The following is a 20,382-nucleotide window of genomic DNA, read 5'->3' on the forward strand; positions in this document are numbered from 1 at the left end:
TGGGTCAGCCTGGTTTCTTTGATCTGTCGGATCGGTATGCGGCGCTGAGCGCGGCGGGTGATCGGCTGGAGCGTTTGGCGTCGGTGGTGGATTTTGAAGTGTTGCGCGGGCCATTGATCGTGGCACTTCGGCGCAGCGAGCGGGGCAAAGGCGGGCGACCGCCGTTTGCCCCGTGATGATGTTCAAGATCCTGGTGCTGCAGGCGCTCTACTCGCTCTCCAACGAGGGATGCGAGTTCCAGATCAAGGACCGTCTGTCGTTCCAGCGGTTTCTGGGCCTGGGGCTCGATGGCCGGGTGCCCGATGCCACCACGGTATGGCTGTTCCGGGAGAGGCTGGTGCGGGCCAAGGCGATCGACAAGCTCTTCGCGCGCTTCGATGCTGCCCTGACCGATCGTGGCTATCTCGCGATGGGCGGGCAGATCATCGATGCAACCGTGGGGCCTGCACCCAAGCAGCGCAACACCGAAGAGGAGGGCCGAAGGCAACGCCCGAAGGGCGGTAACGCGGCGATCAAGCAGGGCAATATCCCGGAGCGCTGGAAAGAGAAGCCCGCCAAGATCCGCCAGAAAGATCGCGATGCCCGCTGGACGGTCAAATACTCCAAGGCGAAGGTCAGGGAGGGTGCCGATCCCAACCCAAGGGCTTCAAGCCGGTCGACCTTGTCATCCCGATGTTCGGCTACAGCGAGCACACGAGCCTGTCCGGGGGACAGGCGAGGCGCGCAGCCCACATCGGCATCGACCGGGCGCATGGGCTGATCCGCACCTGGGATGCCAGCGCGGCCAATGCCCATGACGGGGCGCGGCTGCCGCAGCTCATCAGCAAGCAAAACACCGGTTCGGGCGTATGGGCCGACACGGCCTATCGCTCCAAGAAGAACGAGGCGTTCCTCGAGCGCGGCATGTTCAAGAGCAACATCCATCAGCGGCGTAAGCCGCGCCGGCCGCTGCCCGAGCACATTGCCCGGGCCAATGCGAAGCGCTCCGCCATCCGCTCGGCGGTCGAACACGTGTTCGCCGGTCAGAGCCGAAGGCGACGCCCGAATGGCGTCAACCACCGCATGGGGTTGTTCATCCGCACCATCGGTATCGGCCGCGCCCGGATCAAGATCGGCATGGCCAACCTCGCCTATAACTTCCAGCGTCTCGCCTGGCTCGAGGGGCGAGGTGTGCCCGCGTAGCAGGAAAACGGGCCGCCAAGCGGCCCTCCGGCCCGGAAAACCAAGGAAGCAAGGCCGAAACGGCCACACCTCACCGACCAAAGACCGCGATCAGACCCTTCGCGCCGCCGTCAGACCGAAAATAGCGGGGTCTTCGAGGTGTCCAATTTCCTCAGGTTTGGGAAAATCCTGCAAAAACAGCGATTTGAAGGGCTGAAGTGCCGAAATTGGTCGGGGAGAGAGGATTCGAACCTCCGGCCCCTGCCTCCCGAAGACAGTGCTCTACCAGGCTGAGCTACTCCCCGACCGTGTCGTTCCCGCGCTGGTGATGGCCCGCGCGGGTCGAGGCAAGGCGGGCCCTATAGGCGCGCGCGGGCGGGGTGGCAAGCGGGCAAATGCGCCCTATAGTCACCTTGTCATGGCCAGCAGCGCGATTCCCCGCAACCATCCCACGCCGCCCCATCCCGAGCAGCAATATCTCGATCTGATGCGCCGGATCTGGGAGACGGGAAGCGCGCGGTGTGATCGCACCGGCGTGGGCACGCGCTCGATCTGCGGGGCGATGCTGCGCTTCGATCTTGCGGGCGGCGCCATGCCTCTCATCACCACCAAGCGCGTCTATTGGAAAACCGCCACGCGCGAGTTGCTGTGGTTCCTCTCCGGCTCCACCAATATCCGCCCCTTGGTGCTCCAGGGGGTGAAGATCTGGAACGAATGGCCGCACGCGCGCTATGTACGCGAGACCGGTGATGCCATCAGCCTTGAGGACTTCGCTGCGCGAATCGCGCAGGATGAGGACTTCGCCCGGCGCTGGGGCGAGCTGGGGCCTGTCTATGGCAAGCAATGGACGGCCTGGCCCACCTTTCGCTACCGCCCGGATGGGCTTTATGAGCCGGGCACGCCGATCAACCAGGTTGCGCAGTTGATCGAAAGCCTGCGCCGCGATCCCGGCAGCCGCCGCCACATCATCGAGGGCTGGAACGTCGCTGAGCTTGACCGCATGGCCCTGCCGCCCTGCCACAAGACCTATCAGTTCCATGTCGCCGGCGCGGGCGCCGAGGCGCGGCTCAATTGCCTGCTTTACCAGCGCAGCTGCGATGTCGCGCTGGGCCTGCCCTTCAATCTGTGGGCGGCGGCGCTGCTCACCGCGATGATCGCCCAGCAGGTGGATATGCAGCCGGGCGAGCTGGTGTGGATGGGTGGCGATGTCCACCTCTACGAGAACCACGCCGCGCTGGTCGCCGAGCAGCTGGCGCGCCAGCCGCGCGGCACCCCCAGGCTCGAGATCCTGCGGCGCCCCGAAACAATTTTTGATCACCGGATCGAGGATTTCGTGGTGCATGATTACACCCCGTGGCCGCCGATCAGCGCCCCGGTTGCGGTGTGAGCCGGCGCGGCGCGGCGCGCTTGACCGCCCGCCGAGCTTGAAATAAAAATACCCGATCAAGCAATGATTGCACCAACGGGCCGGCGCCGTGCCGCCCGCCAGCGGGGGAGAGCGCAGCCATGGCCGAACCGCGATCACCGGGCGAGCGAGCGCCGGCAAAGCCCAACCGTCCGGCGCTGGCGCTGCACGTGCCCGAGCCCAAATACCGCCCGGGGGACAAGGTCGATTTCTCGCATCTCGAGATACCGCCGGCGGGCGCGCAGCCGCGCCCTGACGAAAGCGTGCACCCCAGCGCGATCCACGATCTCGCTTTCGGGCTGATCCGGGTGCTGGGTGAGGATCACCATGCCCATGGACCGTGGAACCCGCGGCTCGATCCGGAAACCTTGCGTACCATGCTCGGCCACATGGCGCTGGTGCGGGCCTTTGACGAGCGGATGTTCCGCGGCCAGCGCCAGGGCAAGACCAGCTTCTACATGAAGTGCACCGGCGAGGAGGCGACCTCGGTGGCCACGGCCATGGCACTGGCGAGCGACGACATGGTGTTCCCCAGCTATCGCCAGCAGGGCATACTCATCGCGCGCGGCTATCCGCTGATCGACATGATCAACCAGATATATTCCAACCGCGCCGACAAGTTGAAGGGCCGCCAGCTGCCGATCATGTATTCGAGCCGGGCCCATTCCTTCTTCTCGATTTCGGGCAATCTTGCCACGCAGTGCCCGCAGGCGGTGGGCTGGGCGATGGCGAGCGCGATGCGCGGCGACAGCCGGATCGCGGCAAGCTGGGTGGGAGAGGGCAGCACCGCCGAGGGCGATTTTCACGCCGCTTGCACCTTTGCCGCGGTCTATAACGCGCCGGTGATCCTCAACGTCATCAACAACCAGTGGGCGATCTCGAGCTTTTCCGGCTTTGCCGGGGCCGAGCGCACCACCTTTGCCGCGCGTGGCCTCGGCTATGGCATTGCCGCGCTCCGGGTCGATGGCAATGATGCGCTCGCCTGCTATGCCGCCGCGGCCTGGGCGGCCGCGCGCGCGCGCGGCAACCACGGACCGACCATCATCGAATATTTCACCTACCGCGCCGAGGGCCATTCGACCTCGGACGATCCCAGTGCCTATCGCTCGGCCCAGGAGCGCGAGGAATGGCCACTGGGCGATCCGATCAACCGCCTGAAGCAGCATCTCATCGCCATCGGCGAATGGGACGAGGAGCGCCACGCGGCGATGGATCTTGCCTGCGCCGAGAAGGTCAAGGCCACCACCAAGGAGGCCGAGAAGAACGGTATCCTCGGTCATGGTCTGCACCACCCCTTCCACACCATGTTCGAGGATGTTTACGAGGAGCTGCCCTGGCACCTGCAGGAACAGGCCGAACAGGCGATCCGCGAGCGCATCGCCAAGTTCGGCAGCGAAAGGCCTTTCGGATGAGCGCCGAGACCAACACCGTGGAGAGCGCCGCTGCCGCGACCGCGGCCGAGGGGGAACGCCGCCTCAACATGATCGAGGCGATCAACGAGGCGCTTGACATCATGCTCGCGCGCGATCCCGATGTGATCGTGATGGGCGAGGACGTGGGCTATTTCGGCGGGGTGTTCCGCGCCACCGCCGGGCTTCAGGCCAAATATGGCAAGACCCGGGTGTTCGACACCCCGATTTCCGAATGCGGCATCATCGGCGTGGCGGTGGGCATGGGCGCCTATGGCCTGAGGCCCGTGCCCGAAATCCAGTTTGCCGATTACATCTATCCCGGGCTTGACCAGCTTATCTCGGAAGCCGCACGGCTGCGTTACCGCTCGGCCGGGGATTACACCGCCCCGCTCACCGTGCGCTCGCCCTTCGGCGGGGGGATCTTCGGCGGTCAGACCCACAGCCAGTCGCCAGAGGCGCTGTTCACCCATGTGGCGGGCCTCAAGACCGTGATCCCCTCGACCCCTTACGATGCCAAGGGGCTGCTGATCGCCGCGATCGAGGACAATGACCCGGTGATCTTCTTCGAGCCGAAGCGCATCTACAACGGGCCATTCTCGGGCTATTATGACCAGCCGGTCGCGCCGTGGAAGACGCATCCCGACAGCCTCGTGCCCGAGGGGTATTACCGCATCCCGCTCGGCAGCGCGCGGGTGGTGCGCGAGGGCGAGGCCTTCACCGTGCTCGCCTATGGCACCATGGTGCACGTGGCCGAGGCGGTGTGCCGCGCCAAGGGCGTCGATGCCGAGATCATCGATCTGCGCACCCTGGTGCCGCTCGACATCAAGACGATCGAGGCCTCGATCGCCAAGACCGGGCGCTGCCTCATCGTGCACGAGGCAACCCGCACCAGCGGCTTCGGTGCCGAGCTTGCCGCGCTCGTTGCCGAACGCTGCTTCTATCACCTCGAAGCCCCGATTGTGCGCGTCACCGGCTTCGACACGCCCTATCCCCACAGCCTCGAATGGGCCTATTTCCCTGGGCCCGTGCGCATCGGCGAGGCGATCGACACGCTGCTCAAGGACTGATCCGCGCCATGGCCAGGTTCATATTCAACATGCCCGACGTGGGCGAGGGCGTTGCCGAAGCGGAGATTGTCGCCTGGCATGTCAAGGTCGGGGACAGGGTCGAGGAAGACCAGCACCTTGTCGATGTGATGACCGACAAGGCGACGATCGACATCGAAAGCCCGGTGGCAGGCGTGGTCACCGAACTTGCCGGAGAGGTGGGCGAGAGCATCGCCATCGGGGCGATGCTGCTGGTGATCGAGACCGCCGAGGAATCCCCGGGGGGGCAATCCGGACCCGCCGAGCCGGCGGCAGACGAGATCGCAGAGGCAGGTGCGGATGCCACATCGGCCCAGGAGTCGGCGCCTGCACCCGCGCCAACGCCAACGCCCGCGCCCGAACCTGCTCGGGAGGCGTCCGCCGCAGCCTCGGCCCCGCCGCCCGGGCCGGCGGCGCCAGCATCCAAGGTGCTTGCCAGCCCCGCGGTGCGCCAGCGTGCGCGCGATCTCGGGATCGATCTTGCGCAGGTGAAGCCCGCCGCCGATGGCCGCATCCGCCATGCCGATCTTGATGCCTTCCTGCTCTATAATGCGGGAGGCGGCTTTGCCCCGGCGGGCGCGGCGCGGCCTGACGAGGCGGTGCGGGTGATCGGCCTCAGGAAGCGCATCGCCCAGAACATGGCCGCGGCCAAGCGCCACATCCCGCATTTCACCTATGTCGAGGAATGCGACGTCACCGAGCTTGAGGCCTTGCGCGCGCAGCTCAATGCCGGGCGCGGCGAGCGGCCCAAGCTCACCCTGCTGCCGCTGTTGATCCGCGCGATCTGCAAGGCGCTGCCCGATTATCCTATGATCAACGCCCGCTATGACGACGAGGCGGGGATCGTCACCCGCCACGGCGCGGTGCACATGGGCATGGCCACCCAGACCGAGGCCGGGCTGATGGTGCCGGTGATTCGCAACGCGCAGAGCCTCAACCTGTGGCAATTGGCGCGCGAGATCGCCCGGCTGGCCGAGGCCGCGCGCACCGGCAAGGCGACATCGGAGGAGCTTTCTGGCTCGACGCTCACGATCACCTCGCTCGGGCCCTTGGGCGGAATTGCCACCACCCCGGTGATCAACCGGCCCGAAGTGGCCATCATCGGCCCCAACCGCATTATCGAGCGGCCGATGTTCGTCCCCGACGGGCTGGGCGGCGAGCGCGTGGCCAAGCGCAAGCTCATGAACGTCTCGATTTCCTGCGATCACCGGGTGGTCGATGGCCATGATGCGGCGAGCTTCATTCAGGCAATGAAGCGCCTGATCGAAAGCCCGGCGCTCATCATCGCCGATTAGGGAAAAATATTGCGGCGCGACGGGCGATGAGGGCGTTGACAGCCCGCCCGCCCAAGCCTAAGGGCGCTGCTCCACGGGACACGGGCGGCGCCGCTGCCCAGTCCGGGAAGCCCATGCGCGGGTGTAGCTCAGTCGGTTAGAGCGCCGGCCTGTCACGCCGGAGGTCGCGGGTTCGAGCCCCGTCACTCGCGCCACTTTCCCCAGAAGCGGGAAGGGTGTGCTTCCAGAACGTTTCAGCCAGCCCCGGTATCCCCATCGCCCTTTCGGTGCGGGTTCCAGCGCCCGGTTTCCATCCAGATCAGGAAACGCCGCAAGGGCAGCAGCCAGATGAGGCCCAGCACCAGATAGACTGCGCTTTGGGCAAGGCCCGGCCAGGTGCCGATCAGCCCCGGGGCATAGCGCGCGATCACCAGGCCATAGGCACCAAGCGCGATCAGCAGGGCAAGGATGCCGAAGGGGATTCGCCAGGTCGGGGTCTCGCGCATCAATCCAGTCCATAGACACGGGTAGGGGTGACAACGGCATCGAGCGGGCGGTCATGCGGCTCGGTGGGCAGGGCCTCGCACAGCTGCACATCCCACGCCAGGCCAACCGCAAGGCGCGGCGGATGTTCCGCGATCCAGCGATCATAATGCCCGCCGCCCTGGCCAAGCCGCATCAGCGAGGGGGTGAAGCCCAAGAGCGGCACGATCAGCACGTCGGGCACCAGCGCCTCGGCATCGGCTGCGGGCTGGAGCACGCCGAAGGGGCCGGGCACCAGATCGCTCTCGCCATAGGGATCGGTGTGGCGGCGAAAGCACATCGCCGCGGTGCGGGCGCTGAAATGGGGCAAGGCGATGGTGTGCCCGGCCTCGAGGAAAAAGCGCGCATAGGCGGCCGAGGGCGCCTCGTCCGGGGCGGCGTGGTAGAGCCCGATCACCGCCTCATCGCCGATGCGTGCGAGGAGCGCTGCGGGTGGGCGGTGGAACACCAGCGCGTGCACCGTCTCGGGCAGGGCGGCAACATGGGCGCGGCGCGCAGCGCGCAAGGCGCGGCGCAGGTCGGATTTCGTGGGCGCTGTCATTGGGCGAGGGGGTAGCCTTCCGACCAATGGGCGACAAGGGCAAGGGCGCCGCGTCCCTCCACCATGCAACGCATGGCCGCGCGGATCGCAGCCCGGATGGGCCGCGACAATCAAGAACGTGGCGGAACCACCATGGGTCGGTTGCGCTCGAAATCCTCTGACGCCAGTAACGTCAGGTGGGCGCCATATACCCGAGCCTTCCGGGCGAACCGGCAGACAGGGGCAGGGACAGCTCCCATGGATTGCTTATAGCCTCAGGGATATTCTGTCGGCTCGTGCCGGGCAGTCCCGCCGCGGACCTACTTAGGCGCTGGGGATGAGCGCTTCAAGCGCAGCCGCGCTGGCCTCGGCCTCGGCGGCGAGCGCCTCGAGCCGCTCGGCAAGGTCAGCAAACGGCGCGCTCGAGGCGAAGAGATCGCCCTGGGGCGGCATGGCCGCGGCAGGGGCGGGGGGCGCTGCGGCTGCCGGCTCCGGCGCGGGCGCGGGTGCAGCCGCCGCGGCGGCCTGTTGCGCTTCGGCCAGTGCGGCCTCGAGCCGGGCGACCTCGGCCTCGAGCCGCGGCACGGCCTCGAGCGCGGCTGCGCGCCTGCGCAATTCATTGAGTTCATCAGCCAGGAACAGCGCGGCAAACAGCAGGTTCTGCGCCTCGAGCGGGGCGCGCGCCGCGCCGATCTGGGCATATTTCTCGGCCACCATCGCCCCCAGCGCCTCGAGCTGCGGCTCCTGCCCGTCGGCGCAGGCGACCGCGTAGCTTTTGGGACCGATGGTGAGCGTGACCGTGCTCATGCCTGTTCCTCGAGGCTGGCAAGCACGGCATCAAGCTCGCGCAGACTTTCGGCCACCTGCTCGCGCAGCTTTTCATGGGCATTGACGAGTTCGACCACCCGCGCCGATCCGCCACCCGGGATTGCGCCGCCACCTGCCCCGGTGTGCGGGCCCGCCGCGGCCAGCCCCGCACGCGCCGCCGCGATCCGCGCCATGGCGGCCTCGATCCGTTTGAGCGCGCTCTCGATCCTCGCGGCGTCCATGGGCGTGAGGGATACCAAGAGAAGGGGCTGCGCGCAAAGGCTTGGGCGGGGCTGTTGATAAGTGGACGAGGCCAGCCGGGGGCTGCGGCGGGACGAGGCACGGGCCGCCACTGCCGCAGCAGCGCTGCGCAAGGTTGACCTCTCGGGGCCGCTCGGCAATGGCACGGCGCACCGGGGCAGGGGTCGAATCGCGCATGTGCCAGCGCGGGCGCCCCATCCGGCCCGGTGCGCCGCAGGAGATTTTCGTGCCGATCAGCCTCGATCCCGCCCGGCTTCAGCCCATGGCCAATGCCATCCGTGTGCTTGCGATGGACGCGGTCGAGGCGGCCAATTCGGGCCATCCGGGCATGCCCATGGGCATGGCCGATGTCGCCACGGTGCTCTTTGCCCGGCACCTCAAGTTCGATCCTTCAGCGCCGCGCTGGCCCGATCGCGATCGCTTCGTGCTTTCGGCCGGACACGGCTCGATGCTGATCTACAGCCTGCTTTACCTCACCGGCTATGCGCGCCCGACGATCGCCGACATCCGCGCCTTTCGCCAGCTCTCCAGCCCTTGTGCCGGGCACCCGGAAAACTTCCTGCTCGAAGGGGTGGAATGCACCACCGGGCCGCTGGGGCAGGGCCTTGCCATGGCGGTGGGCATGGCAATGGCCGAGCGGCATCTAAACGCCGTTTTCGGGGACGACCTCGTTGATCACCGCACCTGGGTGATCGCCGGCGATGGCTGCCTGATGGAGGGCATCAACCACGAGGCGATCGGCCTTGCCGGGCACCTCGGGCTTGGGCGATTGATCGTGCTGTGGGATGACAACCGCATCACCATCGACGGGGCCACCGATCTGTCGACCAGTGAGGATATCCTCGCCCGCTATGCCGCCACCGGCTGGCACGTTGCCAGCTGCGATGGCCATGATTTTGCCGATATCGACCGCGCGCTGGGTGAGGCCAAGGCTGATCCGCGTCCCTCGCTCATCGCCTGCCGCACACTGATCGGCAAGGGGGCGCCCAACAAGCAGGGCACCAGTGGCGTGCATGGTTCCCCGCTGGGTGCTGCCGAGGCCGCGGCGGTGCGCGAGGCGCTGGGCTGGGCGCATCCGCCCTTCGAGATCCCCGAGGCGATCCTTGCCGACTGGCGCATGGCCGGCGAGCCGGGGCGCGCGGCGCATGGCGCCTGGGCCGGGCGGCTGGCGGCAAGCCCGCACAAGGCCGAGTTCGCGCGGCGCATGGCGGGTGATCTTCCGGGCACCTTCAGCCTCACGGCCCATGTCGAGGCGCTGCTCGCCAAGCCGCAGCAGGTGGCGACCCGGAAGGCCAGCGAGCTGGCGCTCTCCGCGATCAACCCGCAGCTTCCCGACACGATTGGCGGCAGCGCGGATCTCACTGGCTCGAACAACACGCTCGCGGGCGGGATCACTGCCTTGACGCGTGAGGACTATGCCGGGCGCTATGTCTATTATGGCATTCGTGAGTTCGGCATGGCCGCGGCGATGAACGGGATGGCGCTGCATGGCGGGGTGATCCCCTATGGCGGCACCTTCCTGGTGTTCACCGACTATGCCCGCGCGGCGATCCGCCTCTCGGCGCTCCAGCATTGCCGCGTGATCTATGTGATGACCCATGATTCGATCGGGCTGGGCGAGGACGGGCCGACCCACCAGCCGATCGAGCATCTGGCCTCCTTGCGCGCCATGCCCAATCTCCTGGTGATGCGCCCGGCCGATGCGGTCGAGACCGCGCTGTGCTGGGAGCTGGCGCTGCGCGCCGAAGAGACGCCGAGCGTGCTGGTGCTCACCCGCCAGAATGTGCCGCAATTGCTCGGGCCGGAGCATTTGGGCGAGGTGCAACGCGGCGGCTATCGCCTGCGCGCCGCCAGCGCGCCGCGGCAGGTGGTGCTGGTGGCGAGCGGTTCGGAACTGGCGCTCGCCTGTCAATGCGCCGAACGGCTCGAGGAGCAGGGGATCGGCGCCGATGTGGTCTCGATGGTCTGCACCGAACTGTTTGACCGGCAGGATGCGGCCTATCGTGCCGACATCCTTCCGCGCGATGCGCTGATCGTCTCGATCGAGGCGGGCAGCACCTTCGGCTGGGAGCGCTATACCGGCAGGGACGGGCTCAACATCGGGATTGACCGCTTCGGCGCTTCGGCCCCGGCGGGCGATCTGTTTGCCCATTTCGGCTTCACCGCGGACGCGATCGTCCCGCAAATCCTGAACAAACTCAAGGCATAGGCAGGAGAATTATTCATGGCCACCAAGGTTGCCATCAACGGCTTCGGCCGGATCGGTCGGCTGGTTGCGCGCGCGATCCTCGAGCGCGATGACCATGATCTTGAACTCGTTGCGATCAACGATCTGGCCGATGCGCGGTCCAATGCCTTGCTGTTTGCCTATGATTCGATCCATGGCCGCTTTGCCGGCACGGTCGAGGCCGCGGGCGATGCCATCATCGTCAACGGCAAGCGCATCGCGGTGACGGCCGAGAAGGACCCGGGCAAGCTTCCCCACGGCGCCATGGGGATTGATATCGTGCTCGAATGCACCGGCTTCTTCCAGTCGGACGAGGCGAGCCGCCCGCATCTTGCCGCGGGCGCGCGGCGGGTGCTGATCTCGGCGCCGGCCACGGGCGTCTCCAAGACCATCGTCTATGGGGTCAACCACGAGACGCTCACCGCCGATGACGTGATCGTCTCCAACGCCAGCTGCACCACCAATTGCCTCGCGCCGGTGGCCAAGGTGCTCAATGATGTGATCGGGATCGAGCGCGGCTTCATGACCACGATCCATTCCTACACCAATGACCAGAGGATGCTTGACCAGATCCACAAGGATCTGCGCCGTGCCCGAGCCGGGGCGCAGAACATGATCCCCACCACCACCGGCGCCGCGCGGGCTGTCGGCCTGGTGCTGCCCGAACTCAAGGGCAAGCTCGATGGTTCCTCGGTGCGGGTGCCTACCCCTAATGTCTCAATGGTCGATCTGGTCTTCGTGCCCAGCCGCGAGACCAGCGCCGAGGAGATCAACGCAGCGCTCAAGGCCGCTGCCGAAGGACCGATGAAGGGCGTGCTCGACTATACCGAGGAGCCGTTGGTCTCGAGCGATTTCAACCACTACCCGGCCTCTTCCACCGTCGATGCGCTGGAAACCAGCGTGATGGAAGGCAAGCTTGCCCGCGTGGTCAGCTGGTATGACAACGAATGGGGCTTTTCCAACCGTATGATCGACACCGCCGGGGTGATGGCAAAGCTCCTGTAAGCGATTTTCGCCAGCCCGGCGCGGGGCCGGGGCGTGAAAGGCGGTGGCGGGCCCCGGCGGGCCTGCACCTTCGTCACAAGGACGGGAAACTCATGGCCAAGTTCAGGACGCTCGACGATCTGCCCGCCGACCTTGCCGGCAAGGTCGCGCTGGTGCGGGTCGATCTCAACCTGCCGATGAAGGATGGCTCGGCGAGCGATGTGACGCGGGTCGAGGCGGTGAGGCCCACCATTCTCGAGCTTGCTGGCCGCGGTGCCAAGGTGCTGCTGCTTGCCCATTTCGGGCGGCCCAAGGGGCGGCGTTCTTCCACGCTTTCGACCAGCATGGTCGTGGGCGATGTCGAGCGCGTGCTGGGGCGCGAGGTGATGTTCATTCCCGAGATCGCCGGGCCGGTGGTGGCCCAGGCGATCGGCATCCTGCGGGACGGCGACATCGGCCTTCTCGAGAACACCCGCTTCTGGCCGGGCGAGGAGAAGAACGATCCCGAGCTTGCCAAGGCCATCGCTGCGCACGGGGATTTCTACGTCAACGATGCCTTTTCCGCCGCGCACCGCGCCCACGCCAGCACCGAGGGCCTCGCGCGCCTGCTCCCGGCCTATGCCGGCCGGGCAATGGAGGCCGAACTCAAGGCCCTCGACGCGGCGCTCGGCAAGCCTGAGCAGCCGGTGGCTGCGGTGGTGGGCGGGGCCAAGGTCTCGACCAAGCTTGCCGTGCTTGAGAACCTCGTCGGCAAGGTGCAGCATCTCATCATCGGTGGGGGCATGGCCAACACCTTCCTTGCCGCGCGCGGGGTGAAGGTGGGCAAGAGCCTGTGCGAGCACGAGCTTGCTGCGAGCGCGGCGCGGATCATGGATGAGGCCGATCACGCCGGTTGCACCATCCACCTGCCCTATGACGTGGTGGTGGCCCAGGAATTTGCCGCCAACCCGCCCTCCTTGCGGGTGTGCAATGTCCATGAGGTGGCCGATGACGAGATGATCCTCGATCTTGGCCCCCAGGCGGTCGAGGCACTCGCCGATGTGCTCAAGACCTGCCGCACGCTGGTGTGGAACGGGCCCTTGGGCGCCTTCGAGACCCCGCCTTTCGAAGCGGCCACCGTGGCTCTCGCACGCACCGCCGCAGCGCTGACGCTCGAAGGCTCGCTCACCAGCGTTGCTGGCGGTGGCGACACGGTGGCGGCGCTTGCCGCTGCCGGGGTGACGCAGGATTTCTCCTATGTTTCAACCGCCGGCGGGGCCTTCCTCGAATGGATGGAAGGACGCGAACTGCCGGGCGTTGCGGCGCTGATCGCGGCGGGCGGGGGCGCATGAGCGAGGCGGTCGAATCCAGCTACGGTGCCCTTACGGTGATGCAGGAGGGCGAATTTGCCGGCTGGCGCTTCTGGCAGGGCGATCCCTTCGAGACCCGCTCCGGCCCGTTCTTCTTTCGCCGCGAGGATGATGGCTCCTACGTGAGCGCCTTTCGCGCCGAGCCGCGGCATATGAACGGCGGCGGCTTCATGCACGGCGGCTGCCTGATGACCTTTGCCGATTTCGCGCTGTTTGCCATCGCCACCGATGCGCTGGCCGGCGACCATGCGGTGACGCTCAACCTTTCGGGCGATTTTCTCGGCCCGATCAGCGCCGGGGCGCTGGTCGAGGCGCGCGGCGAAGTCACCCGCGGTGGCGGTAAGACCATCTTCGTGCGCGGCCTTGTCACCGGCGATGGCCAGCCGGCGCTCAGCTTTTCCGGGATCATCCGCCGCATTTCGAGGCGCTGAGCCTTCGCGGTTGCAGCATCGCGGGCGCCTCGCTAAGGGCAGGCCGGCCGCGCAATGCATAGGTATGCAAAGGCGGCAAGGGGCCGCAATTCAGCCATTCCGAGCCACTTGGAGAGCTTTTGCGATGAACACTGAGGAAATGACCCAACGCATTGCCACCGGACAGGGGTTCATCGCCGCGCTCGATCAATCGGGCGGCTCCACCCCCAAGGCGCTCAGGGGCTATGGCGTGGCGGACAGCGAATGGGCGAGCGAGGAGGAGATGTTCGCCCTCATCCACGCGATGCGCGCCCGGGTGATCACCGCGCCCGCTTTTGCCAGCGGCAAGGTGATCGGGGCGATCCTGTTCGAGCGCACCATGGATGGCGAGGTCGATGGCCGCCCCACCGCCGAGGCGCTCAAGGCCCGCGGGATTGTGCCCTTCATCAAGGTGGACGAGGGCCTCGCCGAGGAGGCCGATGGCGTCCAGCTGATGAAGCCGATGGGCAAGCTCGCAGCGCTGCTCGACAAGGCGGTGGCTGCGGGCATGTTCGGCACCAAGATGCGCTCGGTGATCAAGGCTGCCAACCCTGCTGGCATCGCCGCGGTGGTGGCGCAGCAATTTGCCGTCGCTGACGAGATTCTCGCCGCCGGGCTGATGCCGATCATCGAACCTGAATATGACATCACCGCCGCCGATCGCGAGGCGGGCGAGGAACTGCTGCTTGGCGAAATCCTCAAGCATCTCGAGGCCTTGCCCCAAGGCCGGCAGGTGATGCTGAAGCTCTCGATCCCGGCGCGTGCCGGGCTTTGTGCGCCGCTCATCAGCCACCCCAAGGTGCTGCGCGTGGTCGCGCTCTCGGGCGGCTATTCGACCGACGAGGCCTGCGCGCGCCTCGCGCAGAACCCGGGGATGATCGCCAGCTTCAGCCGCGGCCTGTTGCAGGATCTGCGCCGCGACCAGTCGGACGAGGAATTCAACGCGGTGCTCGCCAAGGCGATCGACCAGATCGCGGCGGCATCCGTCGATTGACGCGCGCGCTCCAGCGATCCGCGCTGCCATTGGCCTTGGCCGCGTGACAGCACGGCGCAGCAAAGCCGTGAGGAAGGGCAAGATGTTGGCAGGTCGGATCGGTTTGATTGTCGGTGCGCTGGGCCTCCTTGGCCTCGGCTGGGCGCTGCTTGACTTTACTGCAACCATGATCGGCTGGCTCCAACCTGAGGCGCGCGCTGGGGCGAGCACGATCACGGTGATCAATGGTGCCCTCGCATCGACGATGGGGCTGATCGCGGCGCAGTGGCTGGGGACCGCGTGGCGGCCCACGGCAGACCGGCTTTCCACCGCCCGTTTTGCCGCGCTCATCCCGCTCGTGACGGGTGGATTGATGGCGGGCGTGATCGGGCTTGGCTACGAGCCTGCGCTGCTGCCGCTCGTGGCAGGGGCAGCAGGTGGGTTTGGCGCCTGGGGAATGGGGCGCAGCTTCCCGCATGGCGCTGGCCAGCCCCAAGAGGGGTGACCGCGGCGCGCCAAGCCTCTATGCGCGCTCCATGATCCCGACGCAGCTCTATCTCATCTCGCCGCTCGAGGTTGGCGGCGATTTTCCCCAGCGGCTCGAGCGCGCGCTCGCCGCGGGCGCGCGGCGGCATGGCGATCTCGTCACCGCCTTCCAGTTTCGCGTGAAAGGGGTGGACAGCCACGAGGCCGCGCGGCTTGCCGCGCCCTTGCAGGAAATCTGCGCCGCGCATGATGTGGCCTTCATCGTCAATGATTCGATCGCGCTGGCCAAGCGTTTGAAGGCCGATGGGGTGCACCTGGGCCAGGAGGATGGCTCACCCCGCGATGCCCGCGCCGCGCTCGGCCACCAGGCGCAGATCGGCGTCACCTGCCATGCCTCGAAGCACCTTGCCATGGAAGCAGGCGAGGCGGGGGCCGATTATGTCGCCTTCGGGGCCTTTTTCCCCTCGCACACCAAGGACAAGGGCGAGGCCGCGCGGCCTACGCCCGAACTCATTGCCTGGTGGGTGCGCCTGTTCGAGATCCCCTGCGTTGCCATCGGTGGGATCACCCCTGACAATTGCCGGCCGCTGGTCGAGGCAGGGGCCGATTTCCTTGCGGTGAGCCACGCGGTGTGGGGCGGGGACGAGGTCGCGGCGATCGAGGCCTTCGCTCGGGTGCTGCGGCCCGAGCCCCACGGCAAGGGTGATAGCGCCGCCGATCCCGGCTAGGCGCGCGCCTGCGATGATGTGCCTGCGCGCCTTCCTCTGCCGCCACGCCCGCACGGTGCTGGCGCTGCTGGCGCTGGTGCTGGCGATGAAGGCGCTGCTGCCGGCGGGCACCATGCTGGCGCCGGCGGGTGAGCGGCTGCTTACCGTCACCATCTGCGCCGATGCCAGCGGCGCGCCGCGGCAGATCACGATCGCGGTTCCGGTGCGCAAGGACACCGGGGCCAAGGAGCATGGCGCGGCGGCAGACAAGCACCAGCCCTGCGCCTTTGCGGCTCTGGGCAAGGCGGCGCTTGGCGGGGCCGATCCGCTGCTGCTGGCTGCGGCACTTTCCTTCGTGCTGTTGCTGGGCCTTTCGCCCACGCGCGCGCCGCTGCGGCGCGTGCCCGCCTTCCTGCGCCCGCCGCTGCGCGGCCCGCCGCTTCCCACCGCCTGATCCTCAGCGCCGCTTGCGCCCTGCCGCCTGCTGGCGGCGGGGCGGGCGGGCGCCTGTGCCGCGGCAGGCCGAGGCCGGCCGCGCCTTTTCCACCGATACCGGACCTAGACAATGCACCTTGCTTCCATGATCCGCGCCGGCCTGTTGGCCGGATGCACGCTCACGGCCGCGCCGCCTGCACTGGCCCAAACGGCTGCCCCTGCAAATCCCCGCGAGGCGCCCCTTACCGATACCATTATCGTCACTGCCAGGGCCACGCGGCGCGAGGCGATCGCCAGCGATTCGCTTGCCCTCCCGCACCAGGTGGCGTTGCCCGCCGATGCTGCCGCCATCGCCGCGCGCGTTGCCGGGGGCAACATCTATGGCAATGGCGCGCTTTCGGGCCAGTTCAGCTATCGCGGCCTTGCCGGCGAGCGCGTGCTCGGCCGGGTCAATGGCCAGCGCTTTGCCACCGGCGGGCCCAATGCCATGGATCCGCCGCACCACTATGCCCCTGCGATCCTCATCGAGCGCATCGAGGTGGCCCGCGGGGTGGCCCCGGTTTCGCAAGGCCCGGCGCTTGGCGGGGCTGCCAATGCAGAACTGGTGCAGGCGCAATTCGCCGACAGGCCCACCCTCACGCCGCAAGTGCGCATGGCGAGCCAGTATCGCAGCGTCGACGACAGCCATGCCGTCGGCGGCCTTGCGGCGCTCGCGAGCGAGCGCTGGCGCTTCGGCCTCATCGCCAGCCGCGAGGAGGGCGATGACTACCGCTTCCCCGGCGGCAAGGCGGTCGGCACCTCGTTCGAACGCAACCTCTACGGCGTCCACGCGGGCTTCCAGACCGGCGCGGGCGAACTGTTCGTCGAATATCGCCGCAGCGAGACCGACCCTTCGGGCAACCCGCCGTTTGCGCTCGACATCGTCTATTTCAACACCGACTTCGTGCAGGGCGGATTTCGCGGGCAGATTGCCGAGAATGTCGGGCTGACCGTGCGGCTGGGCCATGTCGCGGTGCGGCACCTGATGGACAACCAGACGCTGCGCCAGCCCGCCGCCGCGCCGATGCAGGCGCGCGCGACTTTTGCCGATGCCGACACGGTGACGGCCGAGGCCGCGCTGCGATTCGGCGGCAACAGCGCCTATTTCGAAGTGGGCGCGGATGCGGAGCTGCACGACCGCTTCGTCACCATCACCAATCCGACCAATCCGGCGTTCTTTATCCAGTCGCAGCCGAATGTTCAGGCCGAGCGGATCGGCGGCTACCTGCAATGGCGCGGGCAACTGGGCGCGGCGCAATTCGAGCTGGGCGGACGGATCGACCGGATCGAGCAATCGGTGGGGATCCCGCAACTGGGGGCCGCCGTACCGATGGGCCCCCGCGGTCTGGCGGCAGCCTTTGTCGCCTCGGCACGCAAGGCCGAGGACACCACTCTCGATGCGGCGGTGCGGCTGTGGCGCCCGGGCGGCGCCCTGGTCCCGCGCCTGTCGCTCGCGCGCAAGACCCGGGTGCCAAGCGTACTCGAGCGCTTTGCCTGGCTGCCGACCGAGGCCAGCTATGGCCTTGCCGATGGCAATATCTATGTTGGCAATCAGGCGCTTGCGCCCGAAGTCGCGTGGATTGCCGAGGCCGGGTTCGACTTTGTCAATGACTGGCTGACGCTGCGCCCGACGGTCTATTATCGGCGGATCGAAGACTTCATCCAGGGTACGCCCTTCGATGCCACCCCCGGGGTGATCGACACGCCGGTGGAGATGGTGGCGGGCATGAACGGCGATCCCACCCCGCTCATGTTCCGCAACACCGATGCCGCGCTCTACGGGCTTGATCTCGACTTCGTTCTGCGCCCGCTCGCCAGTCTTGAACTTGCCGGCACGGCGAGTGTGGTGCGCGGGGAGCGGCGCGACATTGCCGATGATCTCTACCGCATCCCCCCGGCCAATCTGCGCCTTTCTGCCACCTGGGCCACCGGCGATCTGTTGCTGGGGGCCGAGGTGTTCGCGGCGGCGGACCAAAACCGCGTCTCGCTCACCAACAGCGAGCCTCCCAGCGATGGCTACATCACGCTCGGCCTGTTCGCGCGCTACGCCTTCAGCGAAGGCCTCGCGCTCGAAGCGGGGATCGAGAACCTGACCGACGAGGCCTATGCCCCGCACCTTGCCGGGCGTAGCCGCGTGGGCGCTTCTGACGTGCCGGTGGGCGCACGCCTGCCGGGGCCGGGACGCGGCGCTTGGGTGCGGGTGAAGGCGCAGTTCTGAGCGCAAAGCGTGAAGGCTGGCCGCATCCGGCGCCTTGTTCGCCGGTTACGGTCAGCCCGCGCTGCCCACACGGGTGCAGATCAGCTTGCTCAGGCTGCCATCGGGGTTGAGCTTTTGCAGGGTGTTTTCCCCCAGCACCCGGAAGCGCTGGTCCTTCTTGGGGCCGCGGGTGAACACCACCTCCGCGCCGCGCATGAGATAGATGCCCCGCCCGGCGGGGCTGACATAGCTCGAGGCGGCGGCGATGCGGAAGCTTTCTTCCGGCACCGGCACAAAGGCCGCACCCGCGGCATCGCCGGGCAGCGCGCATTGCCATTCGCCGTGCTGGAGGATGCCGAGCATCCCGCTGGTCGAGGGAGCGGCGCGATCGCGCATCTGCCCGGCCGCGCCCGCGGGCAGATAGGCCGCCAGCGCCGCGGCGCACAGCAGGATGAGCAGGATGGTGCGGGTCTTCATCGCCCGCGCCTCTATCAGCCTTGCCGCTGCAAGGCCATGGCCTTGCGCGCCGACCCCTTGCGCGCTTGCCGGGCGCGCAGGCCTCGGCTATGGGCGCCGGGCGCTGCGCGGCGGCGGGGCTTGATGAGGCCCGGCTGCGCGGCCTTGCTCTTTCCACCTCCACACAAAGGCCCACAGCCCCATGAAGATCAGCGGCGTTGATATCCGCCCCGGCAATATCCTCGAATATGAAGGCGGCATCTGGAAGGTCGCCAAGATCCAGCACACCCAGCCCGGCAAGGGCGGGGCCTACATGCAGGTCGAGATGAAGAACCTGCAGGACGGGCGCAAGACCAATGTGCGCTTCCGCAGCGCCGACACGGTCGAGCGGGTGCGGCTCGACACCAAGGATTTCCAGTTCCTCTATGAGGATGGCGACAGCCTGGTGTTCATGGACAAGGACACCTACGAGCAGATCACCCTGCCGTCCGACCTGCTAGGCGATGCCCGGCCCTTCCTGCAGGACGGGATGGAGGTGATGCTCGAGATGTGGGACGAAAAGCCGATCTCGGTCGAACTGCCGCAGCAGGTCGAAGCGACGATCGTCGAGGCCGATGCGGTGGTGAAGGGCCAGACCGCCTCCTCGAGCTACAAGCCCGCGGTGCTCGACAATGGCGTGCGCATCATGGTGCCGCCGCATATCGAGGCCGGCACGCGCATCATCGTCGATGTCTATGAACAGACCTATGTCGGCAAGGCCGGCTGAGGGCTGAGGGGCACATGGCAGCGATTTCCGGCCTCATCCGGGTGATGGAGCGCGCCGCGCGCAAGGCGGGTGCGCGCCTGCGGCGCGATTTCGGCGAGGTCGAGCACTTGCAGGTCTCGCGCAAGGGCCCGGCCGATTTCGTCTCCAAGGCCGACATGCGCGCCGAGCGCACGCTTTATGACGAGCTTGCCGCCGCGCGCCCGGGCTGGGGTTTCCTGCTCGAAGAAGCCGGCGAGATCGCGGGCGAGCCGGGGGCGCCGCGCTTCATCATCGATCCGCTCGATGGCACCAGCAATTTCCTTCACGGCATCCCGCATTTTGCCATTTCGATCGCGGTGCAGGAGCCGCGCGCCGATGGCAAGGGTTGGGGCGAGGTGGTGGCCGGCGTGGTCTATCAGCCGATCACCGACCAGACCTTCTGGGCGGAAAAGTCGCGCGGGGCCTGGCTGCACGATGCGCGCCTGAGGGTCTCGGCGCGCCGGCGCCTTGCCGATGCGCTGGTGGCAACCGGCGCGCCCTATTTCGGCCATGGCGATTTCGACGAATGGCACCGCATCTTCGCGGCGGTGGGGCCGGAGGTGGCCGGCATCCGCCGCTTTGGCGCGGCCAGTCTTGATCTTGCCTATGTCGCGCAGGGGCGTTTCGATGGCTTCTGGGAAAGCGGCCTTTCCCCGTGGGACACGGCGGCCGGCTGCCTGCTGGTGCGCGAGGCGGGGGGCTTTGTCACCGATTATCGCGGGCGCAGCGAGGCGATCCCGGCGGCCGAGGTGCTCGCCGCCAATGATGCCCTTCATTCCAAGCTGCACAAACTGCTCGCCGGAGCGCTGCGTTGATTCTTCCGCAGCC

20 protein-coding genes, 2 tRNA genes, 1 other RNA gene and 1 pseudogene are annotated in these 20,382 nt (G+C 67.5%); 17 read left to right on the top strand and 7 right to left on the bottom strand.

The window, feature by feature from the left end:
- Nucleotides 1-1,182: pseudogene (locus G524_RS14475) on the top strand (IS5 family transposase); the annotation flags it as partial.
- Between the two features lie 207 nt (nt 1,183-1,389).
- Here G524_RS14475 and G524_RS0100010 read toward each other — a convergent pair.
- Nucleotides 1,390-1,466, bottom strand: a tRNA-Pro gene (locus tag G524_RS0100010).
- Nucleotides 1,467-1,579: 113 nt separating this feature from the next.
- On the opposite strand from G524_RS0100010, the gene thyA reads away from it, so the two are divergent.
- The 5 genes from thyA (at nt 1,580) to G524_RS0100035 (ending at nt 6,552) form a co-directional block, all read left to right on the top strand.
- The gene (thyA, locus tag G524_RS0100015; RefSeq protein WP_027441860.1) at nt 1,580-2,548 is read left to right on the top strand and encodes a thymidylate synthase; all 969 of its coding nucleotides are present in this window, start codon (nt 1,580-1,582) and stop codon (nt 2,546-2,548) included.
- 119 nt (nt 2,549-2,667) lie between these two features.
- Nucleotides 2,668-3,978 carry a 3-methyl-2-oxobutanoate dehydrogenase (2-methylpropanoyl-transferring) subunit alpha gene (locus G524_RS0100020; RefSeq protein WP_027441861.1) on the top strand — a complete coding sequence of 437 codons (1,311 nt, stop codon included), beginning with the start codon at nt 2,668-2,670 and terminating at the stop codon, nt 3,976-3,978.
- A complete protein-coding gene (locus G524_RS0100025) occupies nt 3,975-5,045 on the top strand; it encodes an alpha-ketoacid dehydrogenase subunit beta (RefSeq protein WP_027441862.1) in 1,071 nt (356 codons plus the stop codon). The genes G524_RS0100020 and G524_RS0100025 overlap by 4 nt, the downstream gene beginning before the upstream one ends.
- 8 nt (nt 5,046-5,053) lie before the next feature.
- Nucleotides 5,054-6,358, top strand: coding sequence for a dihydrolipoamide acetyltransferase family protein (locus G524_RS0100030; protein WP_027441863.1), 1,305 nt, complete (start codon nt 5,054-5,056; stop codon nt 6,356-6,358).
- A gap of 117 nt (nt 6,359-6,475) precedes the next feature.
- Nucleotides 6,476-6,552: transfer RNA gene (locus G524_RS0100035), tRNA-Asp, on the top strand.
- Nucleotides 6,553-6,591: 39 nt separating this feature from the next.
- On the opposite strand, the gene G524_RS0100040 is transcribed toward G524_RS0100035, so the two are convergent.
- The 5 genes from G524_RS0100040 to G524_RS0100055 form a co-directional block, all read right to left on the bottom strand.
- On the bottom strand, nt 6,592-6,843 hold the full coding sequence (locus G524_RS0100040; RefSeq protein ID WP_027441864.1) for a DUF2842 domain-containing protein: 252 nt from the start codon (nt 6,841-6,843) through the stop codon (nt 6,592-6,594).
- Nucleotides 6,843-7,421: a 5-formyltetrahydrofolate cyclo-ligase gene (locus tag G524_RS0100045; RefSeq protein ID WP_027441865.1), complete on the bottom strand. Its 579-nt coding sequence runs from the start codon at nt 7,419-7,421 to the stop codon at nt 6,843-6,845. The genes G524_RS0100040 and G524_RS0100045 overlap by 1 nt, the downstream gene beginning before the upstream one ends.
- A gap of 120 nt (nt 7,422-7,541) precedes the next feature.
- A non-coding RNA gene (ssrS, locus tag G524_RS16450) (6S RNA) lies at nt 7,542-7,713 on the bottom strand.
- Nucleotides 7,714-7,724: 11 nt separating this feature from the next.
- Nucleotides 7,725-8,207 (bottom strand): cell division protein ZapA, encoded by a 483-nt coding sequence (locus G524_RS16150; RefSeq protein WP_051220783.1) that lies wholly within the window; start codon nt 8,205-8,207, stop codon nt 7,725-7,727.
- The gene (locus G524_RS0100055) at nt 8,204-8,449 is read right to left on the bottom strand and encodes a hypothetical protein (protein ID WP_027441866.1); all 246 of its coding nucleotides are present in this window, start codon (nt 8,447-8,449) and stop codon (nt 8,204-8,206) included. The genes G524_RS16150 and G524_RS0100055 overlap by 4 nt, the downstream gene beginning before the upstream one ends.
- Before the next feature lie 281 nt (nt 8,450-8,730).
- On the opposite strand from G524_RS0100055, the gene tkt reads away from it, so the two are divergent.
- The 9 genes from tkt (at nt 8,731) to G524_RS0100100 (ending at nt 18,335) form a co-directional block, all read left to right on the top strand.
- The gene (gene tkt, locus G524_RS0100060; protein ID WP_245561270.1) at nt 8,731-10,677 is read left to right on the top strand and encodes a transketolase; all 1,947 of its coding nucleotides are present in this window, start codon (nt 8,731-8,733) and stop codon (nt 10,675-10,677) included.
- Between the two features lie 15 nt (nt 10,678-10,692).
- Nucleotides 10,693-11,700 carry a type I glyceraldehyde-3-phosphate dehydrogenase gene (gene gap, locus G524_RS0100065; RefSeq protein ID WP_027441868.1) on the top strand — a complete coding sequence of 336 codons (1,008 nt, stop codon included), beginning with the start codon at nt 10,693-10,695 and terminating at the stop codon, nt 11,698-11,700.
- A 92-nt stretch (nt 11,701-11,792) separates the two neighbouring features.
- Nucleotides 11,793-13,010, top strand: a complete 1,218-nt coding sequence (locus G524_RS0100070; RefSeq protein ID WP_027441869.1) for a phosphoglycerate kinase — start codon at nt 11,793-11,795, stop codon at nt 13,008-13,010.
- Nucleotides 13,007-13,459 (top strand): PaaI family thioesterase, encoded by a 453-nt coding sequence (locus tag G524_RS0100075; protein WP_027441870.1) that lies wholly within the window; start codon nt 13,007-13,009, stop codon nt 13,457-13,459. Before G524_RS0100070 ends, G524_RS0100075 begins: the two co-directional genes overlap by 4 nt.
- Nucleotides 13,460-13,583: 124 nt before the next feature.
- A complete protein-coding gene (locus G524_RS0100080) occupies nt 13,584-14,471 on the top strand; it encodes a fructose bisphosphate aldolase (protein ID WP_027441871.1) in 888 nt (295 codons plus the stop codon).
- 82 nt (nt 14,472-14,553) lie between these two features.
- Nucleotides 14,554-14,955, top strand: coding sequence for a hypothetical protein (locus G524_RS0100085; protein WP_156893967.1), 402 nt, complete (start codon nt 14,554-14,556; stop codon nt 14,953-14,955).
- Nucleotides 14,956-14,986: 31 nt separating this feature from the next.
- Nucleotides 14,987-15,664, top strand: coding sequence for a thiamine phosphate synthase (gene thiE / locus G524_RS14485; RefSeq protein ID WP_051220852.1), 678 nt, complete (start codon nt 14,987-14,989; stop codon nt 15,662-15,664).
- A gap of 13 nt (nt 15,665-15,677) precedes the next feature.
- Nucleotides 15,678-16,097, top strand: coding sequence for a DUF2946 family protein (locus G524_RS0100095; protein WP_027441873.1), 420 nt, complete (start codon nt 15,678-15,680; stop codon nt 16,095-16,097).
- A 126-nt stretch (nt 16,098-16,223) separates the two neighbouring features.
- Nucleotides 16,224-18,335 carry a TonB-dependent receptor gene (locus G524_RS0100100; protein WP_169447822.1) on the top strand — a complete coding sequence of 704 codons (2,112 nt, stop codon included), beginning with the start codon at nt 16,224-16,226 and terminating at the stop codon, nt 18,333-18,335.
- A gap of 51 nt (nt 18,336-18,386) precedes the next feature.
- Here G524_RS0100100 and G524_RS0100105 read toward each other — a convergent pair whose 3' ends face one another.
- Nucleotides 18,387-18,791: a hypothetical protein gene (locus G524_RS0100105; protein ID WP_036856994.1), complete on the bottom strand. Its 405-nt coding sequence runs from the start codon at nt 18,789-18,791 to the stop codon at nt 18,387-18,389.
- Nucleotides 18,792-18,972: 181 nt separating this feature from the next.
- On the opposite strand from G524_RS0100105, the gene efp reads away from it, so the two are divergent.
- Both efp and G524_RS0100115 read left to right on the top strand, forming a co-directional pair.
- Nucleotides 18,973-19,536 carry an elongation factor P gene (gene efp, locus G524_RS0100110; RefSeq protein WP_027441876.1) on the top strand — a complete coding sequence of 188 codons (564 nt, stop codon included), beginning with the start codon at nt 18,973-18,975 and terminating at the stop codon, nt 19,534-19,536.
- Nucleotides 19,537-19,550: 14 nt separating this feature from the next.
- Nucleotides 19,551-20,369 (top strand): inositol monophosphatase family protein, encoded by an 819-nt coding sequence (locus tag G524_RS0100115; RefSeq protein ID WP_027441877.1) that lies wholly within the window; start codon nt 19,551-19,553, stop codon nt 20,367-20,369.
- Nucleotides 20,370-20,382: the final 13 nt, after the last annotated feature.

The sequence above is a fragment of the Erythrobacter cryptus DSM 12079 genome (assembly GCF_000422985.1).
Lineage (GTDB): Bacteria > Pseudomonadota > Alphaproteobacteria > Sphingomonadales > Sphingomonadaceae > Erythrobacter > Erythrobacter cryptus.